This window comes from Xanthomonas cucurbitae, from assembly GCF_002939885.1.
Taxonomy (GTDB): Bacteria; Pseudomonadota; Gammaproteobacteria; order Xanthomonadales; family Xanthomonadaceae; genus Xanthomonas; species Xanthomonas cucurbitae.
This window is the reverse complement of record NZ_MDED01000013.1, coordinates 58,102-77,532: the sequence shown is the minus strand read 5'-3', so window position 1 is coordinate 77,532 and position 19,431 is coordinate 58,102. Positions and strand designations below refer to the sequence as shown.

At 65.4% G+C, this 19,431-nt stretch carries 19 protein-coding genes and 1 pseudogene; 7 read left to right on the top strand and 13 right to left on the bottom strand.

Annotated features, from left to right (window positions below):
* Positions 1 to 17: 17 nt before the first annotated feature.
* From argC to XcuCFBP2542_RS08960, 7 genes and pseudogenes are all read right to left on the bottom strand, one after another.
* Positions 18 to 971, bottom strand: a complete 954-nt coding sequence (gene argC, locus XcuCFBP2542_RS08990; RefSeq protein ID WP_104603241.1) for an N-acetyl-gamma-glutamyl-phosphate reductase — start codon at positions 969 to 971, stop codon at positions 18 to 20.
* Positions 968 to 1,135, bottom strand: a pseudogene (locus tag XcuCFBP2542_RS08985) (GNAT family N-acetyltransferase); the annotation flags it as partial. The gene argC and the pseudogene XcuCFBP2542_RS08985, both read right to left, overlap by 4 nt.
* Positions 1,136 to 1,148: 13 nt before the next feature.
* Positions 1,149 to 2,492: an acetylglutamate kinase gene (locus XcuCFBP2542_RS08980; RefSeq protein ID WP_104603240.1), complete on the bottom strand. Its 1,344-nt coding sequence runs from the start codon at positions 2,490 to 2,492 to the stop codon at positions 1,149 to 1,151.
* A 45-nt stretch (positions 2,493 to 2,537) separates the two neighbouring features.
* Entirely contained in the window at positions 2,538 to 3,635 is a 1,098-nt protein-coding gene (locus tag XcuCFBP2542_RS08975) for an acetylornithine deacetylase (RefSeq protein WP_104603239.1), read from the bottom strand.
* A 219-nt stretch (positions 3,636 to 3,854) separates the two neighbouring features.
* On the bottom strand, positions 3,855 to 5,090 hold the full coding sequence (locus tag XcuCFBP2542_RS08970; protein ID WP_104603238.1) for an argininosuccinate synthase: 1,236 nt from the start codon (positions 5,088 to 5,090) through the stop codon (positions 3,855 to 3,857).
* Between the two features lie 54 nt (positions 5,091 to 5,144).
* Positions 5,145 to 6,176: an N-acetylornithine carbamoyltransferase gene (locus tag XcuCFBP2542_RS08965; RefSeq protein ID WP_104603237.1), complete on the bottom strand. Its 1,032-nt coding sequence runs from the start codon at positions 6,174 to 6,176 to the stop codon at positions 5,145 to 5,147.
* A 310-nt stretch (positions 6,177 to 6,486) separates the two neighbouring features.
* Positions 6,487 to 6,999, bottom strand: coding sequence for a hypothetical protein (locus tag XcuCFBP2542_RS08960; RefSeq protein WP_104603279.1), 513 nt, complete (start codon positions 6,997 to 6,999; stop codon positions 6,487 to 6,489).
* Between the two features lie 156 nt (positions 7,000 to 7,155).
* Here XcuCFBP2542_RS08960 and cysS point away from each other — a divergent pair, with 156 nt between their 5' ends.
* The 3 genes from cysS to XcuCFBP2542_RS08945 all read left to right on the top strand — a co-directional run bounded on the left by cysS (position 7,156) and on the right by XcuCFBP2542_RS08945 (position 10,432).
* Complete coding sequence (cysS, locus tag XcuCFBP2542_RS08955) at positions 7,156 to 8,571, top strand: cysteine--tRNA ligase (RefSeq protein WP_170066971.1); 1,416 nt, start codon at positions 7,156 to 7,158, stop codon at positions 8,569 to 8,571.
* Positions 8,572 to 8,747: 176 nt separating this feature from the next.
* A complete protein-coding gene (locus XcuCFBP2542_RS08950; RefSeq protein ID WP_104603235.1) occupies positions 8,748 to 9,185 on the top strand; it encodes a SufE family protein in 438 nt (145 codons plus the stop codon).
* The gene (locus XcuCFBP2542_RS08945; protein ID WP_104603234.1) at positions 9,182 to 10,432 is read left to right on the top strand and encodes an MFS transporter; all 1,251 of its coding nucleotides are present in this window, start codon (positions 9,182 to 9,184) and stop codon (positions 10,430 to 10,432) included. Before XcuCFBP2542_RS08950 ends, XcuCFBP2542_RS08945 begins: the two co-directional genes overlap by 4 nt.
* Before the next feature lie 151 nt (positions 10,433 to 10,583).
* Here XcuCFBP2542_RS08945 and dksA read toward each other — a convergent pair whose 3' ends face one another.
* Positions 10,584 to 11,669, bottom strand: a complete 1,086-nt coding sequence (gene dksA, locus XcuCFBP2542_RS08940) for an RNA polymerase-binding protein DksA (protein ID WP_104603233.1) — start codon at positions 11,667 to 11,669, stop codon at positions 10,584 to 10,586.
* 84 nt (positions 11,670 to 11,753) lie between these two features.
* On the opposite strand from dksA, the gene yidD reads away from it, so the two are divergent.
* From yidD to XcuCFBP2542_RS08925, 3 genes are read left to right on the top strand one after another with little or no spacing between them, the layout of a single operon-like run.
* Positions 11,754 to 12,047, top strand: coding sequence for a membrane protein insertion efficiency factor YidD (gene yidD, locus XcuCFBP2542_RS08935; protein WP_167526894.1), 294 nt, complete (start codon positions 11,754 to 11,756; stop codon positions 12,045 to 12,047).
* Positions 12,044 to 13,393 (top strand): dihydroorotase, encoded by a 1,350-nt coding sequence (locus XcuCFBP2542_RS08930; protein WP_104603232.1) that lies wholly within the window; start codon positions 12,044 to 12,046, stop codon positions 13,391 to 13,393. Before yidD ends, XcuCFBP2542_RS08930 begins: the two co-directional genes overlap by 4 nt.
* Positions 13,393 to 14,232 carry a M23 family metallopeptidase gene (locus tag XcuCFBP2542_RS08925; RefSeq protein WP_170066970.1) on the top strand — a complete coding sequence of 280 codons (840 nt, stop codon included), beginning with the start codon at positions 13,393 to 13,395 and terminating at the stop codon, positions 14,230 to 14,232. The genes XcuCFBP2542_RS08930 and XcuCFBP2542_RS08925 overlap by 1 nt, the downstream gene beginning before the upstream one ends.
* A 219-nt stretch (positions 14,233 to 14,451) precedes the next feature.
* Here XcuCFBP2542_RS08925 and XcuCFBP2542_RS19580 read toward each other — a convergent pair whose 3' ends face one another.
* Both XcuCFBP2542_RS19580 and XcuCFBP2542_RS08920 read right to left on the bottom strand, forming a co-directional pair.
* Positions 14,452 to 14,607 (bottom strand): hypothetical protein, encoded by a 156-nt coding sequence (locus tag XcuCFBP2542_RS19580; protein WP_158251443.1) that lies wholly within the window; start codon positions 14,605 to 14,607, stop codon positions 14,452 to 14,454.
* 93 nt (positions 14,608 to 14,700) lie between these two features.
* Positions 14,701 to 15,189, bottom strand: coding sequence for a pyridoxamine 5'-phosphate oxidase family protein (locus tag XcuCFBP2542_RS08920; protein WP_104603230.1), 489 nt, complete (start codon positions 15,187 to 15,189; stop codon positions 14,701 to 14,703).
* 297 nt (positions 15,190 to 15,486) lie between these two features.
* Between XcuCFBP2542_RS08920 and XcuCFBP2542_RS08915 the strand changes: the two genes are divergently transcribed.
* A complete protein-coding gene (locus XcuCFBP2542_RS08915) occupies positions 15,487 to 17,157 on the top strand; it encodes a glycoside hydrolase family 28 protein (RefSeq protein ID WP_104603229.1) in 1,671 nt (556 codons plus the stop codon).
* A gap of 40 nt (positions 17,158 to 17,197) precedes the next feature.
* On the opposite strand, the gene XcuCFBP2542_RS08910 is transcribed toward XcuCFBP2542_RS08915, so the two are convergent.
* The 3 genes from XcuCFBP2542_RS08910 to ubiG all read right to left on the bottom strand — a co-directional run bounded on the left by XcuCFBP2542_RS08910 (position 17,198) and on the right by ubiG (position 19,413).
* Positions 17,198 to 17,887: an isoprenoid biosynthesis enzyme family protein gene (locus XcuCFBP2542_RS08910; RefSeq protein ID WP_104603228.1), complete on the bottom strand. Its 690-nt coding sequence runs from the start codon at positions 17,885 to 17,887 to the stop codon at positions 17,198 to 17,200.
* Positions 17,888 to 17,915: 28 nt separating this feature from the next.
* Entirely contained in the window at positions 17,916 to 18,581 is a 666-nt protein-coding gene (locus XcuCFBP2542_RS08905; RefSeq protein WP_104603227.1) for a phosphoglycolate phosphatase, read from the bottom strand.
* 112 nt (positions 18,582 to 18,693) lie between these two features.
* Positions 18,694 to 19,413, bottom strand: a complete 720-nt coding sequence (gene ubiG / locus XcuCFBP2542_RS08900) for a bifunctional 2-polyprenyl-6-hydroxyphenol methylase/3-demethylubiquinol 3-O-methyltransferase UbiG (protein ID WP_104603226.1) — start codon at positions 19,411 to 19,413, stop codon at positions 18,694 to 18,696.
* Between the last annotated feature and the right edge of the window lie 18 nt (positions 19,414 to 19,431).

Below are 19,431 nucleotides of genomic sequence, written 5' to 3'. Positions count from 1 at the left end.
TTTGCGAGGGACTCGCATCAACGAATCGAGGTCAATTCGTCCCAGCCAAACGCCAGGTTGAGATTCTGCATCGCCTGCGTCGCCGCGCCCTTGAGCAGGTTGTCCAGCGTCGCCACCACCACCACCCGCTTGTTGCCAGGCGCCAGGGTGATGCCGCCGATCTGCACGCCGTGCCGGCCGGCGATGCGGCTGACCCAGGGCGCCTCGTCCACCAACTCGATCAGCGGCGCATCGGCGTAGCGCTGCGCATAGCGGGCCTGCAGCTGCTCGCGCGTCAGCGGCTGCTGCAGCCAGGCATTGACGGTCATGGTGATGCCACGAAAATGCGGCGCCACATGCGGCATGAATTCCACCGGCACACCGAGCTGGGCGGAGACTTCGCGCTCGTGCATGTGGTTGGTCAGCGCATACGGCATCAGGTTGTCGGCGAGCAGCTCGGGGTTGTTCTTGTCCGAGGGCGTGGTGCCGGCACCGGAATAGCCGGACACGCCGAAGCACTGCGGCGGGCCGGCCAGCTGATCCAGCAGCGGCGCGATCACCAGCTGCATGGCAGTGGCGTAGCACCCCGGATTGCTGATGCGCCGTTGCCCGGCATAACCCGCACGGGTGAGTTCGGGCAGGCCGTAATACCAGCCCGGATCGAAGCGATAGTCGGCGGATAGATCGATCACCAGCGTCTGCGGCTTGGCCGCATTGATCGCGGCCACGAACGGTTCGGCCTTGCCATTGGGCAGTGCCAGGATCACCACGTCGGCCGCCTTGGCAGCCACCGCGTCGGCGTCCAGACTTTTGAACCGCAGGTCGCCGTGATAGCCGTCGTTGTGGTCGGCCACGGCCTGCCCGGCCAGTTCGCGCGAGGACACGAAAACCAGCTGCAGATGCGGGTGCGCCGCCACCAGCCGGATCAGTTCCGAACCGGTATGCCCGCGGGCGCCGACAATGCCGATAGTGGTAGTTGCTTGAACACTCATGCGTTTGCTTCCAGGCGGAACGGCAGGTGGCGTTTGACCCCGGCCCATTCCGTATCGATGATGGAGAACACCACGGTATCGCGCGGCGTGCCGTCGGCGTGGCGGCTGTGATTGCGCAACACCCCGTCCCGCTGTGTGCCCAACCGTGCGATGGCCGTCCGCGAGAGGGTCACCGGCTCAGCCCAGCAAGGTCGGCTGACGCGTGGCGCAATGCGCCACGCAGTGCTGGATCTGCTCGAAGGTCTCCAGCCCGTACCAGAACACCTTCCACTTCTCCTGCTTGATGCAGCCGTCGGATTCGGCGTAGTAGAAGATATTGACCTGGTTGTTGTGGCGCGAGCGCCAGAACAGTTGCGGGGTTTCTTCGCGCATCACATTCCACACCGCCCGGCCCAGACCCTCGCCCTGTGCGTCGTCGAGCACGGCAAACTTGTCCAGGTAGATCAACCGACCTTCGCCGAGCTGGCCTTCGTCGGTGAGGATGACCGCAGCGCGATAGTTTTCGCTGACGTAGGCGCGCAACAGCGTGGTGCTGGAAAAATAGTCCGGCACCAGGGTGCGGCCGAAGCTGGATTCGATCAGCGACTTGAGCCGTGGCAGATCCAGTTCGTCCCAGGAGGCGGCGCGCAGCACGCGCTCGCCGCGCCGGACCAGCGTGCCGGAGCCTTTGTGGGTGAACAGTTCCTTGGCCAGGTCCGCCGGCCGGGTGATGGACACCGACGACTCCAGCGGCAGCCGGTCGAGCAGGTCCTTGATCTGTTCGATCTTCACCCGCATGCCACCGTTGATCCACGGCTGCTGCATCAGGTGCTCGTACTCGGTGGACAGGTTGATCGAATCGATCAGCTTGCCATCGGCATCCAGCAGGCCGCCGGTGCCAGTGAGGAAAATGATCTTGTACGGCTGCAGCTCCTGCACCAATTCGTTGGCGGCAAAATCCGCGTTGACGTTGAGGATCTGCCCGCTGGGCGTTTCGCCCAGGCTGGTAATCACCGGAATCGAACCGGCCTGCAGGCTGGCTTCGATCGGTGCCAGATTCACCGCCTTGACCTCACCCACCAGGCCATAGGTCTCGCGATCCAGGTAGTGCGCTTCGAACACGCCGCCGGTGATGGAGGTGGCGCGCGCGCCGTTTTGCTGCAGCGCTTCCACCAGCTTGAGGTTGGAGGCCTGGAACACCTTGCGCACGATCGCCAGCGCTTCGGGCGAGGTCACCCGCAAGCCGTTGACGGTCTGCTTTTCGATGCCGGCGGCCGACAGTTCGGCATCCAGCTGCGGACCTGCGCCATGCAGCACGATCGGGGTCAGCCCCACTTCCTGCAGGAACGACAGCGACGAGGTCAGCGCTTCCAGATCGTCGCGCAATACCGCCCCGCCCACCTTGACCACCGCAAAGCGTTTGGCGTCGAGCTGCGAAAACCGCTTGAGGTACTGGCTGATTTCCTTCGCGCTGGCCATGCTCGAAAGCAGGCGCACGATGGTCTGGCGGGTCTGTTTGTGGGGCTGTGCTGGGAAGGACATTGCCGTGTTCGAAAGAGGAAGGAAGCGCCAGGCGCAAGGGTCGGTTTAGCGGGAACCGTTGATGATGCGATGGACCGAGTCGGCATAACGCTGCAACTGCTCCAGCGTCACAAACTCATCGGCGGTGTGCGCCTGGGCGATGTCGCCCGGGCCGTAGACCAGCGCGGTGTAGCCGCCGGCGGAGAACAGCGAGGCCTCGGTCCAGAAGTCCACGGCGTTGCCGATCGGCAGGTCCAGCGCGTCGGCCACGTCGCGCGCGGCCAGGCGGCGCTCTTCGGCGCGCGCAACATCACCGGACGGCAGGCTCGGGCCGCGAAAGGTTTCTTCGAAATGCGCCGCTGCAGGGTCGGCAAACCCGGCGAAGGTCGCCAGCAGGCCATCCACCTCCATCGATGGCAGCGGTCGAAAACCGAAGCGCAGCTCGGCCGCCGGCGCGATCATATTGGCCTTGATGCCGCCATCGACGCGGCCGATATTGAAGCGCAGGCCGGTCAGCCCGCCGAAGCGTGCATGTGCCAATGAATCGACATGCTCCAGCGCCTTGCCGCCCCAGCGCATTGCCTGGTGCAGCGCGCTGGCAGATGGGTCCTGCCTGCCCGAGGCATGCCCGGCGCGGCCGGCAAAGCGCATCAACACCGAGCTGATGCCGCGATGTGCCAGCACCGCCTCACTCATGGTCGGCTCGGCCACCAACACGGCTTCATACGGCAGGCCGCGCGCCAGAAACGCCGCGATGCAACGTGGGTCGTTGGCTTCTTCGTCAGAGGAAAAGAGAAACGCCGCATCGCCATCGCCGGCATTGGCCGCCGCCACCAATGCCGCTGCCGCGCCCTTGATGTCGCACACGCCCAGCCCGATCACGCGGTCATCGGTGCGCCGCATCACGTGCGGGTCGGCACTCCAGTGCGGCGAATCCGGCACCGTGTCCAGATGCACATTGAACAGATACGTCGGTGTGCCGCGCACCGCATACAGGCTGACAGCCCCGTCGCCATGGTCGATCACCTCGACCTGGAAGCCGGGCAACTGCATGCGCAGGTAATCGAAGATGCCAGCGGTGGTGATCGCGCGCGGCGGATTGCGGGTGTCGAAGGACACCAGGGTCTCCAGGTGGGTCAGCGTGTTGTCGAGCAGTGTGGTCATTGATTGCGTCTGGTTGCGTCGGGCAGCGTGGTGGCGTGTGGCCGAATGGGGAATAGTTTTTTACGTCATACAACCCTTCCCCCGCCCGCAGGGGAAGGTGCCCGAAGGGCGGATGGGGGCAGTGCCACAGCCTCGCCCTCATCCGGCGCTACGCGCCACCTTCTCCCACACGCGGGAGAAGGAACTTGCAGTCAGCATCAAGGCACCTGCATGCCGGGTTCAGCGATTCACCTGCGCATACACCGTCGAGCTCATCCCGAACAGCTTGATGAAGCCTTCGGCCTCTTCCACGCCCCAATCGGCCGACTGCGCGTAGGTCGCGCCCTTGGTGTTGAGCAGGTGCGGCGAACGCACCGCCACCGCATCGACGCGACCACCACGGGTTTCCAGCGTGACCTCGCCGTTGACCCTGGACTGCGACGACTGCAGGAACGCCTCGATGTCGGTCTTGAGCGGGTCGTGATAGAAGCCTTCGTACACCAGTTCCACCCACTTGCGCGCCACGTCCGGCTTGAAGCGGTTCTGCTGCTTGGTCAGCACTGCATCTTCCAGCGCGCGATGCGCGGTGAGCAGCGAGATCAGGCCAGGCGCTTCGAACACGATGCGGCCCTTCAAGCCGATCACGGTATCGCCGGTGTAGACACCACGGCCCACGCCGTAGGGCGCGAACAGCTTGTTGAGGCGGGCCAGGATCTGCTCGCCGGGCAGCACCTTGCCGTCCAATTCCACCGCTTCGCCTTCGACGAACTTCAGGGTCACGCTCAGCGCGTCGGCCGGCCATTCGCTGCGCGGCGCGCACCAGCCACGCGCGCCCTCACCCGGCGCTTCCCAGCGATCGATCTCGCCGCCGGACATGGTCAGGCCCAGCAGATTCTCGTTGATGGTGTAGGCCTGCTGCTTGGCGCGCACGCCAAAACCGCGCGCTTCCAGATACTTCTGTTCGTAGGCACGGGTCTGGGTGTGTTCCTTCTGGATTTCGCGGATCGGCGCCACGATCTGGTAGTCGCCCAACGCCTTCACCGCCAGGTCGAAACGCACCTGGTCGTTACCCATGCCGGTGCAACCGTGCGCAATGCTGCGTGTGCCCAGCTCTTCGGCGCGCTTGAGCGCGGCATCGACGATCAGGTAACGGTCGGACACCAGCAACGGATACTGGCCCTGGTAGCCCTCGCCCGCCCACACGAACGGCTTGACGAAGCCTTCCCAGATTGCCGGGCCACCATCGACAGTGACATGGCTGGCCGCGCCCAGCTCGGCGGCACGCTTCTCGATGAAGTCACGCTCTTCGGCATCCACCCCTCCGGTATCGGCGAACACGGTATGCACCGCATAACCACGCTCCTGCAGATACGGAATGCAGAAGCTGGTATCGAGACCACCGGAGAACGCCAGGACGATGTCCTTGGTGCCGGGAGTGGAGAGTGGGGATTCGGGATTGGTGGAAGCAGCGCTCATCAATGTTCCTTAGTACGTAAAGGTGGGGGCCAAGGGTGTTGCTGTTGCGATTCTCTAATCCCGATTCCCTATTCCCGCTTGCGACGCAAGCGCCGCCATGATCGCCTTCTGCACATGCAGTCGGTTCTCCGCCTCGTTGATGGCGATGCAGTTGGGCGAATCCATCACCGCGTCGGTGGCCTTGACGTTGCGACGCAGTGGCAGGCAATGCGAGAACACGCCGTTGTTGGTCAGCGCCATCTTGGCCTCGTCGACGATGAAGTGCTGGTACTGGTCGCGGATCGGCTTTTCCGGCTCCCAGTTGCCGAAGAACGGCAGCGCGCCCCAGCTCTTGGCGTACACCACGTCGGCACCGGCGTAGGCACTGTCGATATCGTGGCTCACCTGCAGCGAGCCGCCGCTCTCGGCCACGTTCTGTGCCGCCCAGTCCATGTAGCGCTGGTCCAGGATGTAGTCTGGCGTCGGGCACAACAAGGTCACGTCCATGCCCATGCGCGTTGCAATCGTCAGCGCGGAATTGGCCACCGCGGTGTTGAGCGGCTTGGGGTGATAGGTCCAGGTCAACACGTACTTCTTTCCACGCAGATCCGGCGTACCGAAGTGTTCCTGCAGCGCCAGCACATGCGCCAGTTCCTGGCACGGGTGGGTGATGGTCTCCATGTTGATCACCGGCACCGGCGAATACCTGGCGAAGCTCTTGAGCACCTGGTCCTCGCGGTCCTTGGACCAGTCGACGAACTTCGGAAACGCGCGCACGCCGATCAGATCGACATAGCGGCCGAGCACGCGCGCCACTTCGGCGATGTGCTCTTCGGTGTCGCCATCCATCACCGTGCCCAGATTGAACTCGATCGGCCACGCATCCTTGCCCGGCTGCAGCACCACCGCATGCCCGCCGAGCTGGAACGCACCCAGCTCAAAGCTGGTGCGGGTGCGCATGGACGGGTTGAAGAACACCAGCGCGATCGATTTTCCCTTCAGCTCGCTTCCCAGCTTATTGCGTTTGAACAGCGCGGCCTGGGTCAGCAGCGCGTCCAGTTCGGCGCGACTCCAGTCCTGGGTGTTCAAGAAGTGCTTCAGTGACATCGATCGATCCTTTGCTGCGTACTTCTGCTGCGTGGTCCGCCGGGAGCGACGGGGTGCGCGACATGCGCGTTTCTTGCGGTTGAAACTTTTGTGACGCCAAAACGAAAAAACCCAGCCTGAGGGCTGGGTTTTCGAAAACAGGCAGCAAAACGCCCCGGTTACCCAGCAAAAATGTGGGATTCCGGTCGGCGGGCACGCGAGGTCATGCCGGAGGCCATCCGGGCGGCGCTGGTGTCGTGCTGAAAGGCGTTTGCTTGCATAGGGCGCGAATCCTCGCACGCATGCGGTCACGGCGCAACCGCTACGCCACTCACCGTGGCGGCGCGACGATGGCGTCGGGAATGTACGGGGTCACCGAGACGCGAATGCGCAGCCGGTTGCCCGGATCTTCGGGCAGCCGCGAGCGGTACTTGGTGCCCTTGTAGACGTAGTCCACGTCGAAGGCGATCGGCCGGCGGAACTCGCGCGGCACCTCCACCACCTTGCAGTTGCGACGCGTACTGGTCGGCGGCACTGCGGCTGGCGCAACCGACTCTGGGCGGCGCGAGAACATCTCCCTGACCGAATCCACCATGCGGTTGATGCGACTTTCGTCGTCACCAAGCGAAGCTGCCACCGACACGGCCTGGTCAGCTTCGCATTGTTCTTCGATCCGGGTGGCGCGCAAGGTCTGGTACACCGGCTCCACGTTCAACACCTGGGCATAGTCCAGCTTGACGTTCTCGATCACCACAACCCGGTTCCTGACCTCCGGCTCTGCCGCTTGTACGGACATCGCCTGCCAGGCCAAGACGCACAACAGGGGAAATGGAAGAAGTCGCATCTGTACCGAGGTGGCCACGCCAGGCAGTACGTAAGTGTATGGAGCTTGGGTCGCTCCGGGCTGAACACAGCCCATCCGAAGACTCGGACCGGCGACCGATTCGCCGTCCTGCCGCGACCGGCTAGAATCGACCGGTTCTCCCTCTTCAAGATGCCGATGAGCCTGCGCCTGCACAACAACCTGACGCGGCGGATCGAGCCGTTCGCACCGCTCGACCCATCCAGCCCCACCCTGTACGTGTGCGGCCCCACCGTCTACAACTACGCGCATATCGGCAACGCACGCGGCCCGGTGGTGTTCGACGTGCTGGCCGCGTTGCTACGGCGGCGCTATGGCGCGCTGCGCTACGCGCGCAACATCACCGACGTGGACGACAAGATCAACGCCGCCGCGCAGGCGCAGGGCGTACCGATCTCCACCATCACCGACCGCTTCGCCGCGATCTATCGCCAGGACATGGCCGCGCTCGGTGTGGTGCCGCCGGACATCGAACCGGAGGCCACCGCGCATATCCCGCACATCGTGGCGATGATCGAGCGACTGATCGCCAGCGACCACGCCTACGCCGCCGAAGGCCATGTGCTGTTCGCGGTAGCCAGCTTCGAGGGCTACGGCAAGCTGTCGCGGCGCGACCCGGACGAGATGCTGGCCGGCGCCCGCGTGGACGTGGCGCCGTACAAGCGCGACCCCGGCGATTTCGTGCTGTGGAAACCATCCAGCGACGCGCTGCCGGGCTGGGACTCGCCGTGGGGCCGTGGCCGCCCCGGCTGGCACATCGAATGCTCGGCGATGGCTGCCGCCCGCCTGGGACCCACCATCGACATCCATGCCGGCGGTGTGGACCTGCAGTTCCCGCATCACGAGAACGAGATCGCACAGAGCGAGTGCGCCCATGGCGGCGCCACCTTCGCGCGGTTCTGGCTGCACAACGGCATGCTCAATTTCAGCGGCGCGAAGATGAGCAAGTCGCTGGGCAATATCGAAACCGTGCACGACCTGATTGCCAGGCACCCGCCCGAAGCGCTGCGCTGCGCGCTGCTGAGCGCGCATTACCGACAGCCACTGGATTGGTCGGATGCGTTGATCGAGACTGAAACAAACAGGCTCAACGGCTTATACAAACTCCTGGATCGCTTGAAAGCCTTTGACGTTCAAGCCGTGATCCCTGATGAGATCGAGCAGGCGTTGAACGAAGACCTCAATACTCCATTGGCCCTCAGGGTGTTGGCCAAATTCGCTGACCAGGCGCGAAAAGCACTCAATGCGGTCGCCCCCCCAGGCAACCCCGATGGCGAGCAGAACAGTACGAGTGACCTGGCAGTGAGGAAGGCCAAGGCCGAGCTGCTCGGCGCCGGCCTGGCCTTGGGGCTGCTCCAGCAGGACCCAGCCGCCTGGTTCTCGCGCGGCACCGATGCGGGCGACGATATCCGCATCACTGCCCTGGTCGAGGAACGCAGCGCCGCGAAGAAGGCCAAGGATTTCGCCCGTGCCGATGCCATCCGCAAGCAGCTCGCCGACGAAGGCATCGTGCTGGAAGACACCGCACAAGGCGTCCGCTGGAAGCGTGCCTGACCTTCTCCCTTCTCCCGCCGGGAGAAGGTGCCCCGCAGGGGCGGATGAGGGTACGGGCGAAGCGACGTGCACCATCCACGAGGCTTCGCCCGTACCCTCACCCCAACCCCTCTCCCGAAGGGAGAGGGGCTTTGACCGAACGCCTCTGAATTTTTGCGAACGATTCTGGATTTTTGATGACCACCACCCCCTTCCCGCTCGAACCCACCGCCACCGAGGCGCAGGCCACCATTGCCGACGAATTCTCGTTCTTCGGCGACTGGTCCGAGCGCTACCAGTACCTGATCGACCTGGGCCGCAAATTGCCCGCCTTCCCGGAACACTGGAAGACCGAAGAACACCGCCTGCACGGTTGCCAGTCGATGGTGTGGATCGTGCCCGAGGGCAACGCGGAACGGCTGGATTTCCATGCGGTCAGCGACTCGGCGATCGTCTCGGGCCTGATCTATCTCGCGCTGCGGGTGTATTCCGGGCGTAGCGCGCAGGAAATCCTGGCCACCGAGCCGGACTACATCGCCGGCATCGGCCTGGCCAAGCACCTGTCGCCGACCCGCAGCAACGGCGTGGCCGCGATGCTGGCCTTCATCCGCGACACCGCACGCGCGCAACAGTGAGCGCACCAGCGCCGTCTGCTGCCGATTCGCTGCGCACGCTGTTCGCGTACCCGGGGTTCGGCCTGGTGCTGTTGTATCGCGTCGCCGCCATGCTCTCGTACCAGATCGTGGCGGTCACCGTCGGCTGGCATATCTACGAGATCACCCGTAACCCGCTGTCGCTGGGCCTGATCGGACTGGCGGAAATCCTGCCGTTCTTCTGTATTGCGCCGTTTGCCGGCTACCTGGTCGATCACCTGCCACGGCGGCGGCTCGGCCTGGCGGCGGTACTGGGCCTGGTCAGCACCGCCTTGCTGTTGCTGGCGATCACGCATGGATGGCTGCCGGCGCAAGGGGTGTGGCCAATCTACGCGGCCATTGCGCTGACCGGTGCGGCGCGCGCATTCCTGTCGCCGGTCTACAACGCCTTGTTCGCACGCGTGTTGCCACGTCACGCCTACGCACGCGGCGCCAGCATCGGCAGCGTCACCTTCCAGGCCGGCATGGTGATCGGCCCGGCGCTGGGCGGGGTGCTGGTCGGCTGGGGCGGCAAGGGCCTGGCCTACGGCGTGGCCGCCAGCGTGGCACTGTTGGCGATCATGGCGCTGGCGCTGTTGCGCGTGGAAGAGCCGGTCAACGACGGCCCGCGTGCGCCTATCTTCCGCAGCATCGCCGAGGGCGCGCAGTTCGTGTTGTCCAACCAGATCATGCTGGGCGCGATGGCGCTGGACATGTTCTCGGTGCTGCTGGGCGGCGCGGTGTCGATGCTGCCGGCCTTTATCCAGGACATCCTGCACTACGGCCCGGAAGGCCTGGGCATCCTGCGCGGCGCACCGGCGCTGGGGTCGATCGTGGTGGGCATCTGGCTGGCGCGCCACCCGCTGCAACGCAACGCCGGGCGGGTACTGTTGCTGTCGGTCGCCGGCTTCGGGCTTTGCACCATCGCCTTTGGCCTGTCGCGCCACTTCTGGCTGTCGGCGGCGATCCTGCTGGTCTACGGCATGTGCGATGGCGTCTCGGTGGTGGTGCGGCAGACCATCCTGCAGCTGGCCACGCCGGATGCGATGCGCGGGCGGGTGTCGTCGATCAACGGCCTATTCATCGGCTCATCGAACGAACTGGGCGCCTTCTACGACGGGGTGATGGCGCGCCTGGTCGGGCTGGTGCCGGCGGTGGTCATCGGCGGCTGCGTCACCCTGGGCGTGGTGGCGACCACCGCCTGGAAGGCGCCACGCCTGCGTACGCTGGACCTGCGCGAGCTGCAGTGATCGCGATGCGGCAGACCGGTGATGCCGCGAACGCGACGCCCGAAGACGCCCACCAACCTGCCGACATGAAAAACCCCGGAAACTGGACGGGCGTCCAGTTTCCGGGGTTCGGTGCATCTGGCCGGACGATGCCGGCAAGCGCATGCCAGGATCAGTCGCCCTGCTGCTTCTGCAGATGCTCCCAGCGCTCCTGGGCATCGATGGTGCGCTCGGCGGTCAGGCGCGCCTCCAGGCGGTCCAGGCCGATTTCTTCGCCGGTGTCCACGCAATAACCGTAGTCGCCGTCTTCCAGTCGCTTGAGGGTGCTGTCGATCTTGGAGATCAGCTTGCGTGCACGGTCGCGGGCGCGCAGTTCCAGCGAATTCTCGGTTTCGCGGGTGGCCCGTTCGGCTTCGTCGCCGATATCGCGCACTTCTTCGCGCAGGTTCTCGATGGTCTGCTTGGACTCCTCCACCATCTCGTTGCGCCAGTGCTGCAGGCGCTGACGGAAGTACTCCTGCTGCAGCTTGCTCATGTACTCCTCGTCCGCGGACGGCTTGTAGCCCTGCGGCAGGATCGGCCGGCCAGTCGCCTCGTCGGTCTTGTAGTCGACCACCTTGTACTTGGTCTTTGGCGTCGGGCTGGACGGCTTGGAGGTCACGGCCACGGCCACCTTGCCAACCGGACGGGTCACGGCGGGCTTGGCGGGGGCTTCGGTCTTGGTCGGGGTTTTTGCGGAGGATTTCGAAACGGGCACGGGATTCTTAGGTGACGGGGTCGCAGGCTTTGCCGGCTTCGCAGGGGCGGCCTTGGGGGCCGGTGCGGGCGCGGGCTTCTCAGCCTTGACCGGGACTGACTTGGCCGGAGCCGGCTTGGGAGCCGGCTTCGGTACGGACTTGGACGCCACCGGCCTGGCGGCCGGCTTGGCGGCAGCCGGAGCTGCCTTGACCGCCGCCGGCTTGGCAGCAGTCTTCTTGGCGACGGGATTCACGGGCTTGGAAGCGACCGGCTTGGACGCTGCGGGCTTGGCGGCCACCGGCTTGGCAGCTGGCACCGGCTTGGGAGCCGCCTTGGTGGCAGGCGCCTTCGCAGCGGTCTTCTTGGCAGGAACCTTCTTGGCGACCGGCTGCTTGGTGACCGTGGTCGCCTTCTTGGCGGCCGGTTTTGCAGCAGGAGGCGCCACTGCCTTCTTCGCAGCGGGGTTGGCGGACTTCTTGGCGGCCTGGACGGCCTTTTTTGCAGATTTTTTAGCAGCCACGAAACGCTCTTCCTTGGTTCCCCCGGGGCCCGGGAAAGCGGACCTTTATAACGTACGCCGCAGACCCCCGGCAACCACCTATTAATGCAACTGGCATATCATTGGCAAGTGATCTCCCGCCTGCTCATCGCGCTGTTGCGCGGCTACAAGCTGTTCATCAGCCCCCTGCTCGGGCCACGCTGCCGGTTCGTCCCCAGCTGCTCGGAGTACGCGATGACCGCCATCGCCCGCTTCGGCCCGCTACGTGGATGCTGGCTGGCCGCGCGCCGGCTGGGCCGCTGCCACCCTTTCCATCCGGGCGGCCTGGATCCGGTACCCGATGCGAGCACGCCCCCTACTTCATCTTCTTCCTGCCGCTGCAAAGGACCTCATCCATGAGCCGAACCCTCATCGTCAACGCCCGTCTGGTCAATGAAGGCAAGGAGTTCGACGCCGATCTCCTGATCGAGAGCGGCCGCATCGCCAAGATCGACAGCAAGATCCTCCCCGCTCCGGGCGATACCGTGGTGGATGCGGCCGGGCGGTGGGTGTTGCCGGGCATGATCGACGACCAGGTGCACTTCCGTGAGCCGGGCCTGACCCACAAGGGCGACATCGCCACCGAATCGGGCGCCGCCGTGGCCGGTGGCCTGACCAGCTTCATGGACATGCCCAACACCAACCCGCCCACCCTGGACGCCGCCGCGCTGCAGTCCAAGTACGACGCGGCCGCCGGACGTGCCTGGGCCAACTACGGCTTCTACATGGGCGCCAGCAACGACAACCTGGCCCACATCCAGTCGCTGGACCCCAAGACCGCGCCAGGCATCAAGGTGTTCATGGGCGCCTCCACCGGCAACATGCTGGTCGACAATCCCGAGACGCTGGACGCCATCTTCCGCGACGCGCCCACCCCGATCATCACCCACTGCGAAGATACCCCCACCATCGACGCGACGATGGCGCAGTACAAGGAAAAATACGGCGATGCGTTGACGCCGGACATGCATCCGGACATCCGCTCGCGCCAGGCGTGCCTGAAGTCCTCGCAGCTGGCGGTGTCGCTGGCGCGCAAGCACAACACCCGCCTGCACGTGCTGCATATCTCCACCGCCGACGAGCTGGGGCTGTTCGAGGCCGGCCCGCTGGTCGATGCCGACGGCAAGCTGCGCAAGCGCATCACCGCCGAGACCTGCATCCACTTCCTGCGCTTCGACCGCAGCGACTACGCGCGGCTGGGCAACCTCATCAAGTGCAATCCCGCGATCAAGGATCCCGAGGACCGCCTGGCGCTGATCCAGGCGCTGGCCGACGACGTGATCGACGTGCTCGCCACCGACCATGCCCCGCACACCTGGGAAGAGAAGCAGAAGCCCTACGCACAGGCGCCCTCTGGCCTGCCGCTGGTGCAGTACGCATTAGTGGCGGCACTGGAGCTGGTGCACGAAGGCAAGCTGCCGATTACCCGCATCGTGCAGAAATTCGCGCATGCGCCGGCGCAGCTGTTCGATGTGGAACAGCGCGGCTTCCTGCGCGAAGGCTACTTCGCCGATCTGGTGATGATCGACAACACCCCGTTCACCGTGAAGCGCGAGCAGGTGTTGTCCAAGTGCGGCTGGTCGCCGTTCGAGGGCACCACGTTCCGTTCGCGGATCGCCGCGACCTGGGTCAACGGGCAACAGGTGTGGGACGGCGAGCAGTTGGTCGGCAGCGCCGCCGGCCAGCGCCTGACCTTCGACCGCTGATGCGCGCAGTGGTGATTGGCGCATGGCTGGCGCTCGCGCCGGCCCTGCTGGGCACGGCTAACGCGCAAGCACAGGCTGCCGACGATGCCGGCGTGGTATTTCCCGCCAGCGCGTCGCAGGGCGCCATGGTGATCGGCAAGGTGCCCGCTGGCAGCAAGGTGCAGTACGCCGGCCGCACCCTGCGGGTCAGCGGCTACGGCAGCGTGGTGTTCGGTATCGGCCGCGATGCCACTGGCCCGTTGCAGGTGCAGGTCGCCCTGCCCGATGGCACCCAGCGCACGGCCAGCGTGGCGGTGACGCCGCGCGACTGGCCGACCGAGCGCGTCAATGGCGTGCCGCCCAAGACGGTCAACCCGCCAGCGGCGATTGCCGAACGCATCAAGCGCGAACAGGCGCAAGTGACCGCAGCCCGCGACCGCGACGATGCACGCCCGGATTTTGCGCAGCCGTTCATCTGGCCGGTGCAGGGGCGGATCAGCGGCCGCTTCGGCAATGCGCGCGTGTATAACGGCCAGCCAGGCGCCGGCCATTCCGGCATGGACATCGCCGTGCCGACCGGCACCCCGGTCAAGGCACCAGCTGCCGGCGTGGTTACTTTTGCCGCGCCGGATCTGTACCTGACTGGCGGCACCCTGCTGCTGGATCACGGCTTCGGCATCAGTTCCAATTTCCTGCATCTGTCGCGGATTGACGTCAAGGTCGGCGACCGTGTGGAGCAAGGCCAGGTGATTGCCTCGGTGGGCGCTACCGGGCGTGCGACCGGGCCGCATCTGCATTGGGGGATGAATTGGTTCGACGTCCGCATCGATCCCCTGCTGGTACTCGAACGCGGGAAGTAACGCCGTGGTCGGCTGGACAATGGCGCGCAGCGGCGCGGCCGGCACCACCGCCGCTCGGATGCTACTGCGGCGCGGTTCGACGTCCGCATCGATCCCCTGCTGGTACTTGAACGCGGGAAGTAACGCCATGGCGTGCTGGACAATGGCGCGCAGCGGCGCGGCCGGCACCACCGCCACTCGGGTGCTGCTGCGGCGCGGTTCGACGTCCGCATCGACCCTCTACTGGTACTTGAACGCTGGAAGTAACGCCATGGTCGGCTGGACAATGGCGCGCAGCGGCGCGGCCGGCACCACGGCCACTCGGGTGCTGCTGCGGAGCGGTTCGACGTCCGCATCGACCCCCTGCTGGTACTCGAACGCGGGAAGTAACGCCATGGTCGGCTGGACAATGGCGCGTAGCGGCGCGCCAATCAGGCGCGACCAGCCGGGCGCGACACACGAGCCCGCGTGCCGCGCCTGATTGCGTGCTCAGCGCAACGGTACGTCGGCCACCTTGTCCTGGTAATCCTGCTTCGGGTCGATACCGAGCAGCACCTTGATGCCGGCCAGCAGGCTCGACCCGTTGAGCCAGATCTGCGCGTGATCGGGATCCAGGCGCAGCAGCGCCAGCTTCGGATCGTCCTTGCCGCCTTCGTACCACGCGGCCACGTAGGGATTCCACAGGCGATCGATCACGGCACGGTCGGTGTCCTCGCGCAACGAACCACTGATGCTGGCAAACAGATCGTGTCCCTTGCTACTGAAAGCACCAATCACGCGCCGGCCCTGCCCCAGCATCGAGATCAAGGCATTGTCCGTGGAGGTGAAGAACCAGATCGGGCCACCACTGTCGCCTTCGATCTGCGCGGTCATCGGCCGCGCATGGCCGTCTTCGACACCATCCAGGCCCAGCATCACGGTGCGGTCGGACTTCAAGGCCTTCCAGAATTTGTCCTGTAGCTCTTTGGGGTCTGCCATTTCGATTCCTGACGTACGCGTCTGCACGCGGGCCGCTGAGTCTGTAAGGGGGCGTGCCCACGGCATGTGAGGGCATGCCGCTTTGCCGTGCAGATGTAGACACTGTCTTCGGGGAGACGGTGCTGAGTTCGCCCATTCAAGACCGGGCAGCAGCTGAAAGCGCAACGCTTACGACCACATGACCGATCAGCACCAAGACATCGATGCTGGCGCATGCACCGGCACGCTGTCATGCACGCGTGTCGATGCCGTGCGCAGATCGGGCAACTGCCGTCCTGCCCCCCCGGAGCACTCCCTATGCAACCCAGATCCACCTTGCCTACCCTCGCCCCACTGACGTTGGCGTTGATTGCCCTCATCACCGTCCCGGCCAGCGCCGCGCAACCGTCTGCACAGGATGAAGCCGATAGCGCGCACAGCATCTCCACCCGCTGGGGCGTGATCGAGCAACCGACGCTGCCAACGCAGATCTGCAGCACGCTCAAGGCGGCCCTGGTGCCGGTTGATGGGTCGCTGGATTCGCTCGATCAGGATGCAGCACGCTCCAAGCGCGATACCGCGCGCCTGCAGGCCGCCATCGACGATTGCCCTGCGGGCAGCGCGGTGCATCTGGTCCCCGGCGATGCGGGCGAATCGGGGCTACTGACCGCACCGCTCACCATCAAAAGCGGTGTCACACTGTGGATCGACCGCGGCGTCACCCTATTCGCGTCGCGTAATCCGCAGGACTACGACAACGGCCTGGGCACTTGCGGCACCGCCACCAGCGACAAGGCCAAGTCGTGCAACCCGCTGATCCATTTTTCCGACACCGCCAACAGCGCCATCGTCGGCGCCGGCAAGATCGACGGCCGTGGTGGCAGCACGCTCACCGCCGGGCCCAATGCCGGCAAGGCCAGCTGGTGGGATCTGGCGTATCTCAACGTCACCAAGGGTTTGAGCCAGCATGTGCCGCGCCTGGTGCAGATCGACAACAGCACCGATGTAACGCTATACGCCATCACCCTGGAGAACTCGCCCAACTTCCACGTCATCACCGATAACGTGGTGGGGCTGACCGCATGGGGTATCAAGATCCTGGCGCCCAGCCTGGTCTATTCGCGGCCGGGCTATCACTGCCCGGCGGGCAGCACGCCCGATGTCAATCCGCACGCAACCTGCTTCACCCCGGAAACTGCCAAGAACACTGATGGTTTCGACCCGGGGCAGTCGAAAAACGTGCTGCTGGCGTACTCGTACATCGGCACCGGCGACGACGGCGTGGCGATCAAGGCGCATGCAAGCAGCAAGCGCAGCATTGCGTCCGAGAACATGCTGTTCGCCTACAACCAGTTCTACTACACGCATGGGTTTTCGCTTGGCAGCGAAACCGATTCAGGCATGCGCCATATCGCCGTGCGCGGTTTGAGCATCGACGGCTTCAATGCGCACGATGCCGTCAGCGACCCCTACTCGGCCAATGGATTGCGCATCAAATCCGATGCCTCGCGCGGCGGCCAGGTGGACGATATTCGCTTCGAGAATGTCTGCATGCGCGGCGTTGCCCGTCCGTTGGTATTGGATGCCAGCTACGCCAACCCGGCCACGCGCGACAAGATCCCGCAGTTCACCGGCATCTCGCTGAGCAATGTGCATTCGCTCGGTTCCACGCAATTTGGCGGCGGCGAACTGAGCTTCTACGGGTACCGCGATGCCACTGGCACCCGGCCGATTGCCATCGCATTGGACAATGTGGTGCTGGAGGGCGGCAACGTCACGTTCGCACAACCGCATTTCGGTGGGCCCGCCAGCAATCCGGGGGCGGTCCATTTCACGTTCAACGGCGGGCCGGTGAGCTTCTACAATCAGCTGGCAACCTCGCTACCCAACGATGTCCAGCTACACGGCACACCCGGGCCAGGCACGCCGCTGCAATGCGATGACGCCTTCATTGCCTTCCGCTCGGTGCTGCCGGATTCGCCGATCTGATCGGCGCGCACTGCCGTGCGCACCGGCAAACCGGCCGTACTCAGTCGGCGCCGCTGGCGGCCCGCCAGCTGTGCCACAACTGCTGCACCGGTGGCGCGTAGGCCGGCTTGCCGGCCAGTTCGCGTTGCAGGCGCAACCGCGCCAGCCGCGACCAGACGCGGTGCGGGCGGGCCAGTGCCGGCTTGCGCGGCCAGGCACGCAACAACTGCGTGCGCCAGGCCACGGCACTGACACCGCCAGGTGCCGCGCTGTCGCCAGCCACGCGCTGGCGTGCATCCAGCCATTGCACTGCCACCGCAGCGGCATCGCCGGGTTGCGTCCGCGCAAACAGCACTGCTTCGGCGGCCACCACGGCCTCGGCGAAGCCACGCAATTGCGCCAGCGCCTGCACAAGCGAGGCGGGCTGCACGCGTGCGGCCTGCATCGCCGGCAAGGTATCGGCCAACTGCGCCCATGGCGCGCGCACCGGCTCCAACACGCGCCCCAGCGGATGCCGCGAGCGCTGCTCGGACCAGTCGCGCAGCTCCTGCTGCCACCACGCCAACTTGGCATCGGCCGGCAATGGGTCGCCGGCGATGTTCATGATGTCTTCCCATTCCTGCAACAAGGCGAACCAGGCGGCAGTCACACGCCGCTGCGGTTCGGGAATGAAGGGTTCGGCGACCGACCACTCCGGCCAGCGGCTTGCCCACTTGTCGAGAAAACTGTCGAGGGCGCTGGATTGGCTCATGGCGGGTCCGGACAAAAACAAAAAAGGATCAGGTCTGCGGCCACGCTGCCGGGTTCCACAGCAACTGCGGCGTATCGACCAGCACATCGGCCTGCCAGCGCGCCGGTACATCGTCGTGCAGGCGGTAGCCCCACAACACCGCAACCGACGGCATGCCCGCTGCACGCGCAGCGACAATGTCGCGCTCGTCGTCGCCCACATAGACGCATTGCGCCGGCGCAATGCCGATGTGCTGGGCTGCGGTCAGCAGCGGCAACGGGTGCGGCTTGCGCTCGGCCAGCGTATCGCCGCCGATCAACACGGCGCAGCGTTGCTGCCAGCCCAGTTGCGGCAGGATCAAGCGGGCCAGGTATTCGGGTTTGTTGGTGACGATGCCCCAGACGCAACCGGCGCTTTCCAGTTGCGCCAGCAGGTCTTCGACACCGTCGAACAGCTGCGACTGCGTGCCGATCAGGGCTTCGTAGCGGCTCAGGAATTCCGGCACCAGCGCGTTGCGCGCCGGCTCATCCAGCTCGGCGAAGGCCACGCCCAGCATCGCGCGCGCGCCCTTGGACACCACCGGCCGCAGCTGTTCCAACGCCACCGGCGCACGCTCCCGCGCCGCCAGCATCGCGTTGACGGTCGCCAGCATGTCCGGCGCACTGTCCAGCAAGGTGCCATCCAGATCAAACAACACCGCCCGCGGAAACCTCACAAAACCACCGCCATCACTAGGCGACCTGCAACCGGACCAGCGTCGGGATCCATCAAAACCCCGGTAGACCGCCGTTGCGATTCCCGATTCCCGATTCCCGATTCCCCGCCCGTCACGGCCTCACCGCAGACGCCAGGTAATTGACCTCGGTCCGCGAAGACAGCCGCGCACGATTGCGCCACGGCTCGTACAGCATGCCGCTGACGTCTTCCAGCTGCAGCTCGGCTGCACGCAACCACGCCGCCAGCTCGGATGGCTTGATGAAGTCCTTGTAGTGATGCGTCCCCTTGGGCAGCAAGCGCGCAATGTACTCGGCACCGACCACCGCCAGCGCAAATGCGGCCGGCGTGCGATTGAGCGTGGACAGGAATAGCCTGCCGCCCGGCTTGAGCAGGTTGGCGCAGGCACGAATGATCGCCGTGGGGTCCGGCACGTGTTCGAGCATCTCCATGCAGGTCACCGCATCGAAACTGCCCGGCTGTTCGGCCGCCAGGTCTTCGACCGACTGCACGCGATACTCCACCTGCACGCCCGATTCCAGGCTGTGCAGGCGAGCCACCTTGACCAGCTCCGGGGCCAGATCGATCGCGGTCACCTGCGCGCCCAGGCGGGCCATCGATTCGCTGAGCAGGCCGCCACCGCAGCCGACATCCAGCACACGCGCGCCGGCCAGCTCCTGGCGAGCGGACACGTACTGCAGGCGCACCGGATTGAGCGCATGCAGCGGCTTCTGCGGGCCATCGGCGTCCCACCAGCGATTGGCCAACGCGGCGAACTTGTCCAGTTCGGCCTGACGGAAGTTACCGGGGGCGGTGGAAGTATCGGGATTCATGCGGAACTCCGTGAGTCG

Coding starts and splice junctions, on each gene's coding strand:
- XcuCFBP2542_RS08910 (WP_104603228.1), bottom strand. CDS start 17,887: ATGAGCCAATCCAGCGCCCTCGACAGTTTTCTCGACAAGTGGGCAAGC.
- yidD (WP_167526894.1), top strand. CDS start 11,754: ATGCAACTGGCATATCATTGGCAAGTGATCTCCCGCCTGCTCATCGCG.
- XcuCFBP2542_RS08965 (WP_104603237.1), bottom strand. CDS start 6,176: ATGTCACTGAAGCACTTCTTGAACACCCAGGACTGGAGTCGCGCCGAA.
- XcuCFBP2542_RS08950 (WP_104603235.1), top strand. CDS start 8,748: ATGACCACCACCCCCTTCCCGCTCGAACCCACCGCCACCGAGGCGCAG.
- XcuCFBP2542_RS08970 (WP_104603238.1), bottom strand. CDS start 5,090: ATGAGCGCTGCTTCCACCAATCCCGAATCCCCACTCTCCACTCCCGGC.
- ubiG (WP_104603226.1), bottom strand. CDS start 19,413: ATGAATCCCGATACTTCCACCGCCCCCGGTAACTTCCGTCAGGCCGAA.
- XcuCFBP2542_RS08960 (WP_104603279.1), bottom strand. CDS start 6,999: ATGCGACTTCTTCCATTTCCCCTGTTGTGCGTCTTGGCCTGGCAGGCG.
- XcuCFBP2542_RS08980 (WP_104603240.1), bottom strand. CDS start 2,492: ATGTCCTTCCCAGCACAGCCCCACAAACAGACCCGCCAGACCATCGTG.
- XcuCFBP2542_RS08915 (WP_104603229.1), top strand. CDS start 15,487: ATGCAACCCAGATCCACCTTGCCTACCCTCGCCCCACTGACGTTGGCG.
- XcuCFBP2542_RS08975 (WP_104603239.1), bottom strand. CDS start 3,635: ATGACCACACTGCTCGACAACACGCTGACCCACCTGGAGACCCTGGTG.
- cysS (WP_170066971.1), top strand. CDS start 7,156: ATGAGCCTGCGCCTGCACAACAACCTGACGCGGCGGATCGAGCCGTTC.
- XcuCFBP2542_RS08925 (WP_170066970.1), top strand. CDS start 13,393: ATGCGCGCAGTGGTGATTGGCGCATGGCTGGCGCTCGCGCCGGCCCTG.
- XcuCFBP2542_RS19580 (WP_158251443.1), bottom strand. CDS start 14,607: ATGGCGTTACTTCCCGCGTTCGAGTACCAGCAGGGGGTCGATGCGGAC.
- XcuCFBP2542_RS08930 (WP_104603232.1), top strand. CDS start 12,044: ATGAGCCGAACCCTCATCGTCAACGCCCGTCTGGTCAATGAAGGCAAG.
- XcuCFBP2542_RS08920 (WP_104603230.1), bottom strand. CDS start 15,189: ATGGCAGACCCCAAAGAGCTACAGGACAAATTCTGGAAGGCCTTGAAG.
- argC (WP_104603241.1), bottom strand. CDS start 971: ATGAGTGTTCAAGCAACTACCACTATCGGCATTGTCGGCGCCCGCGGG.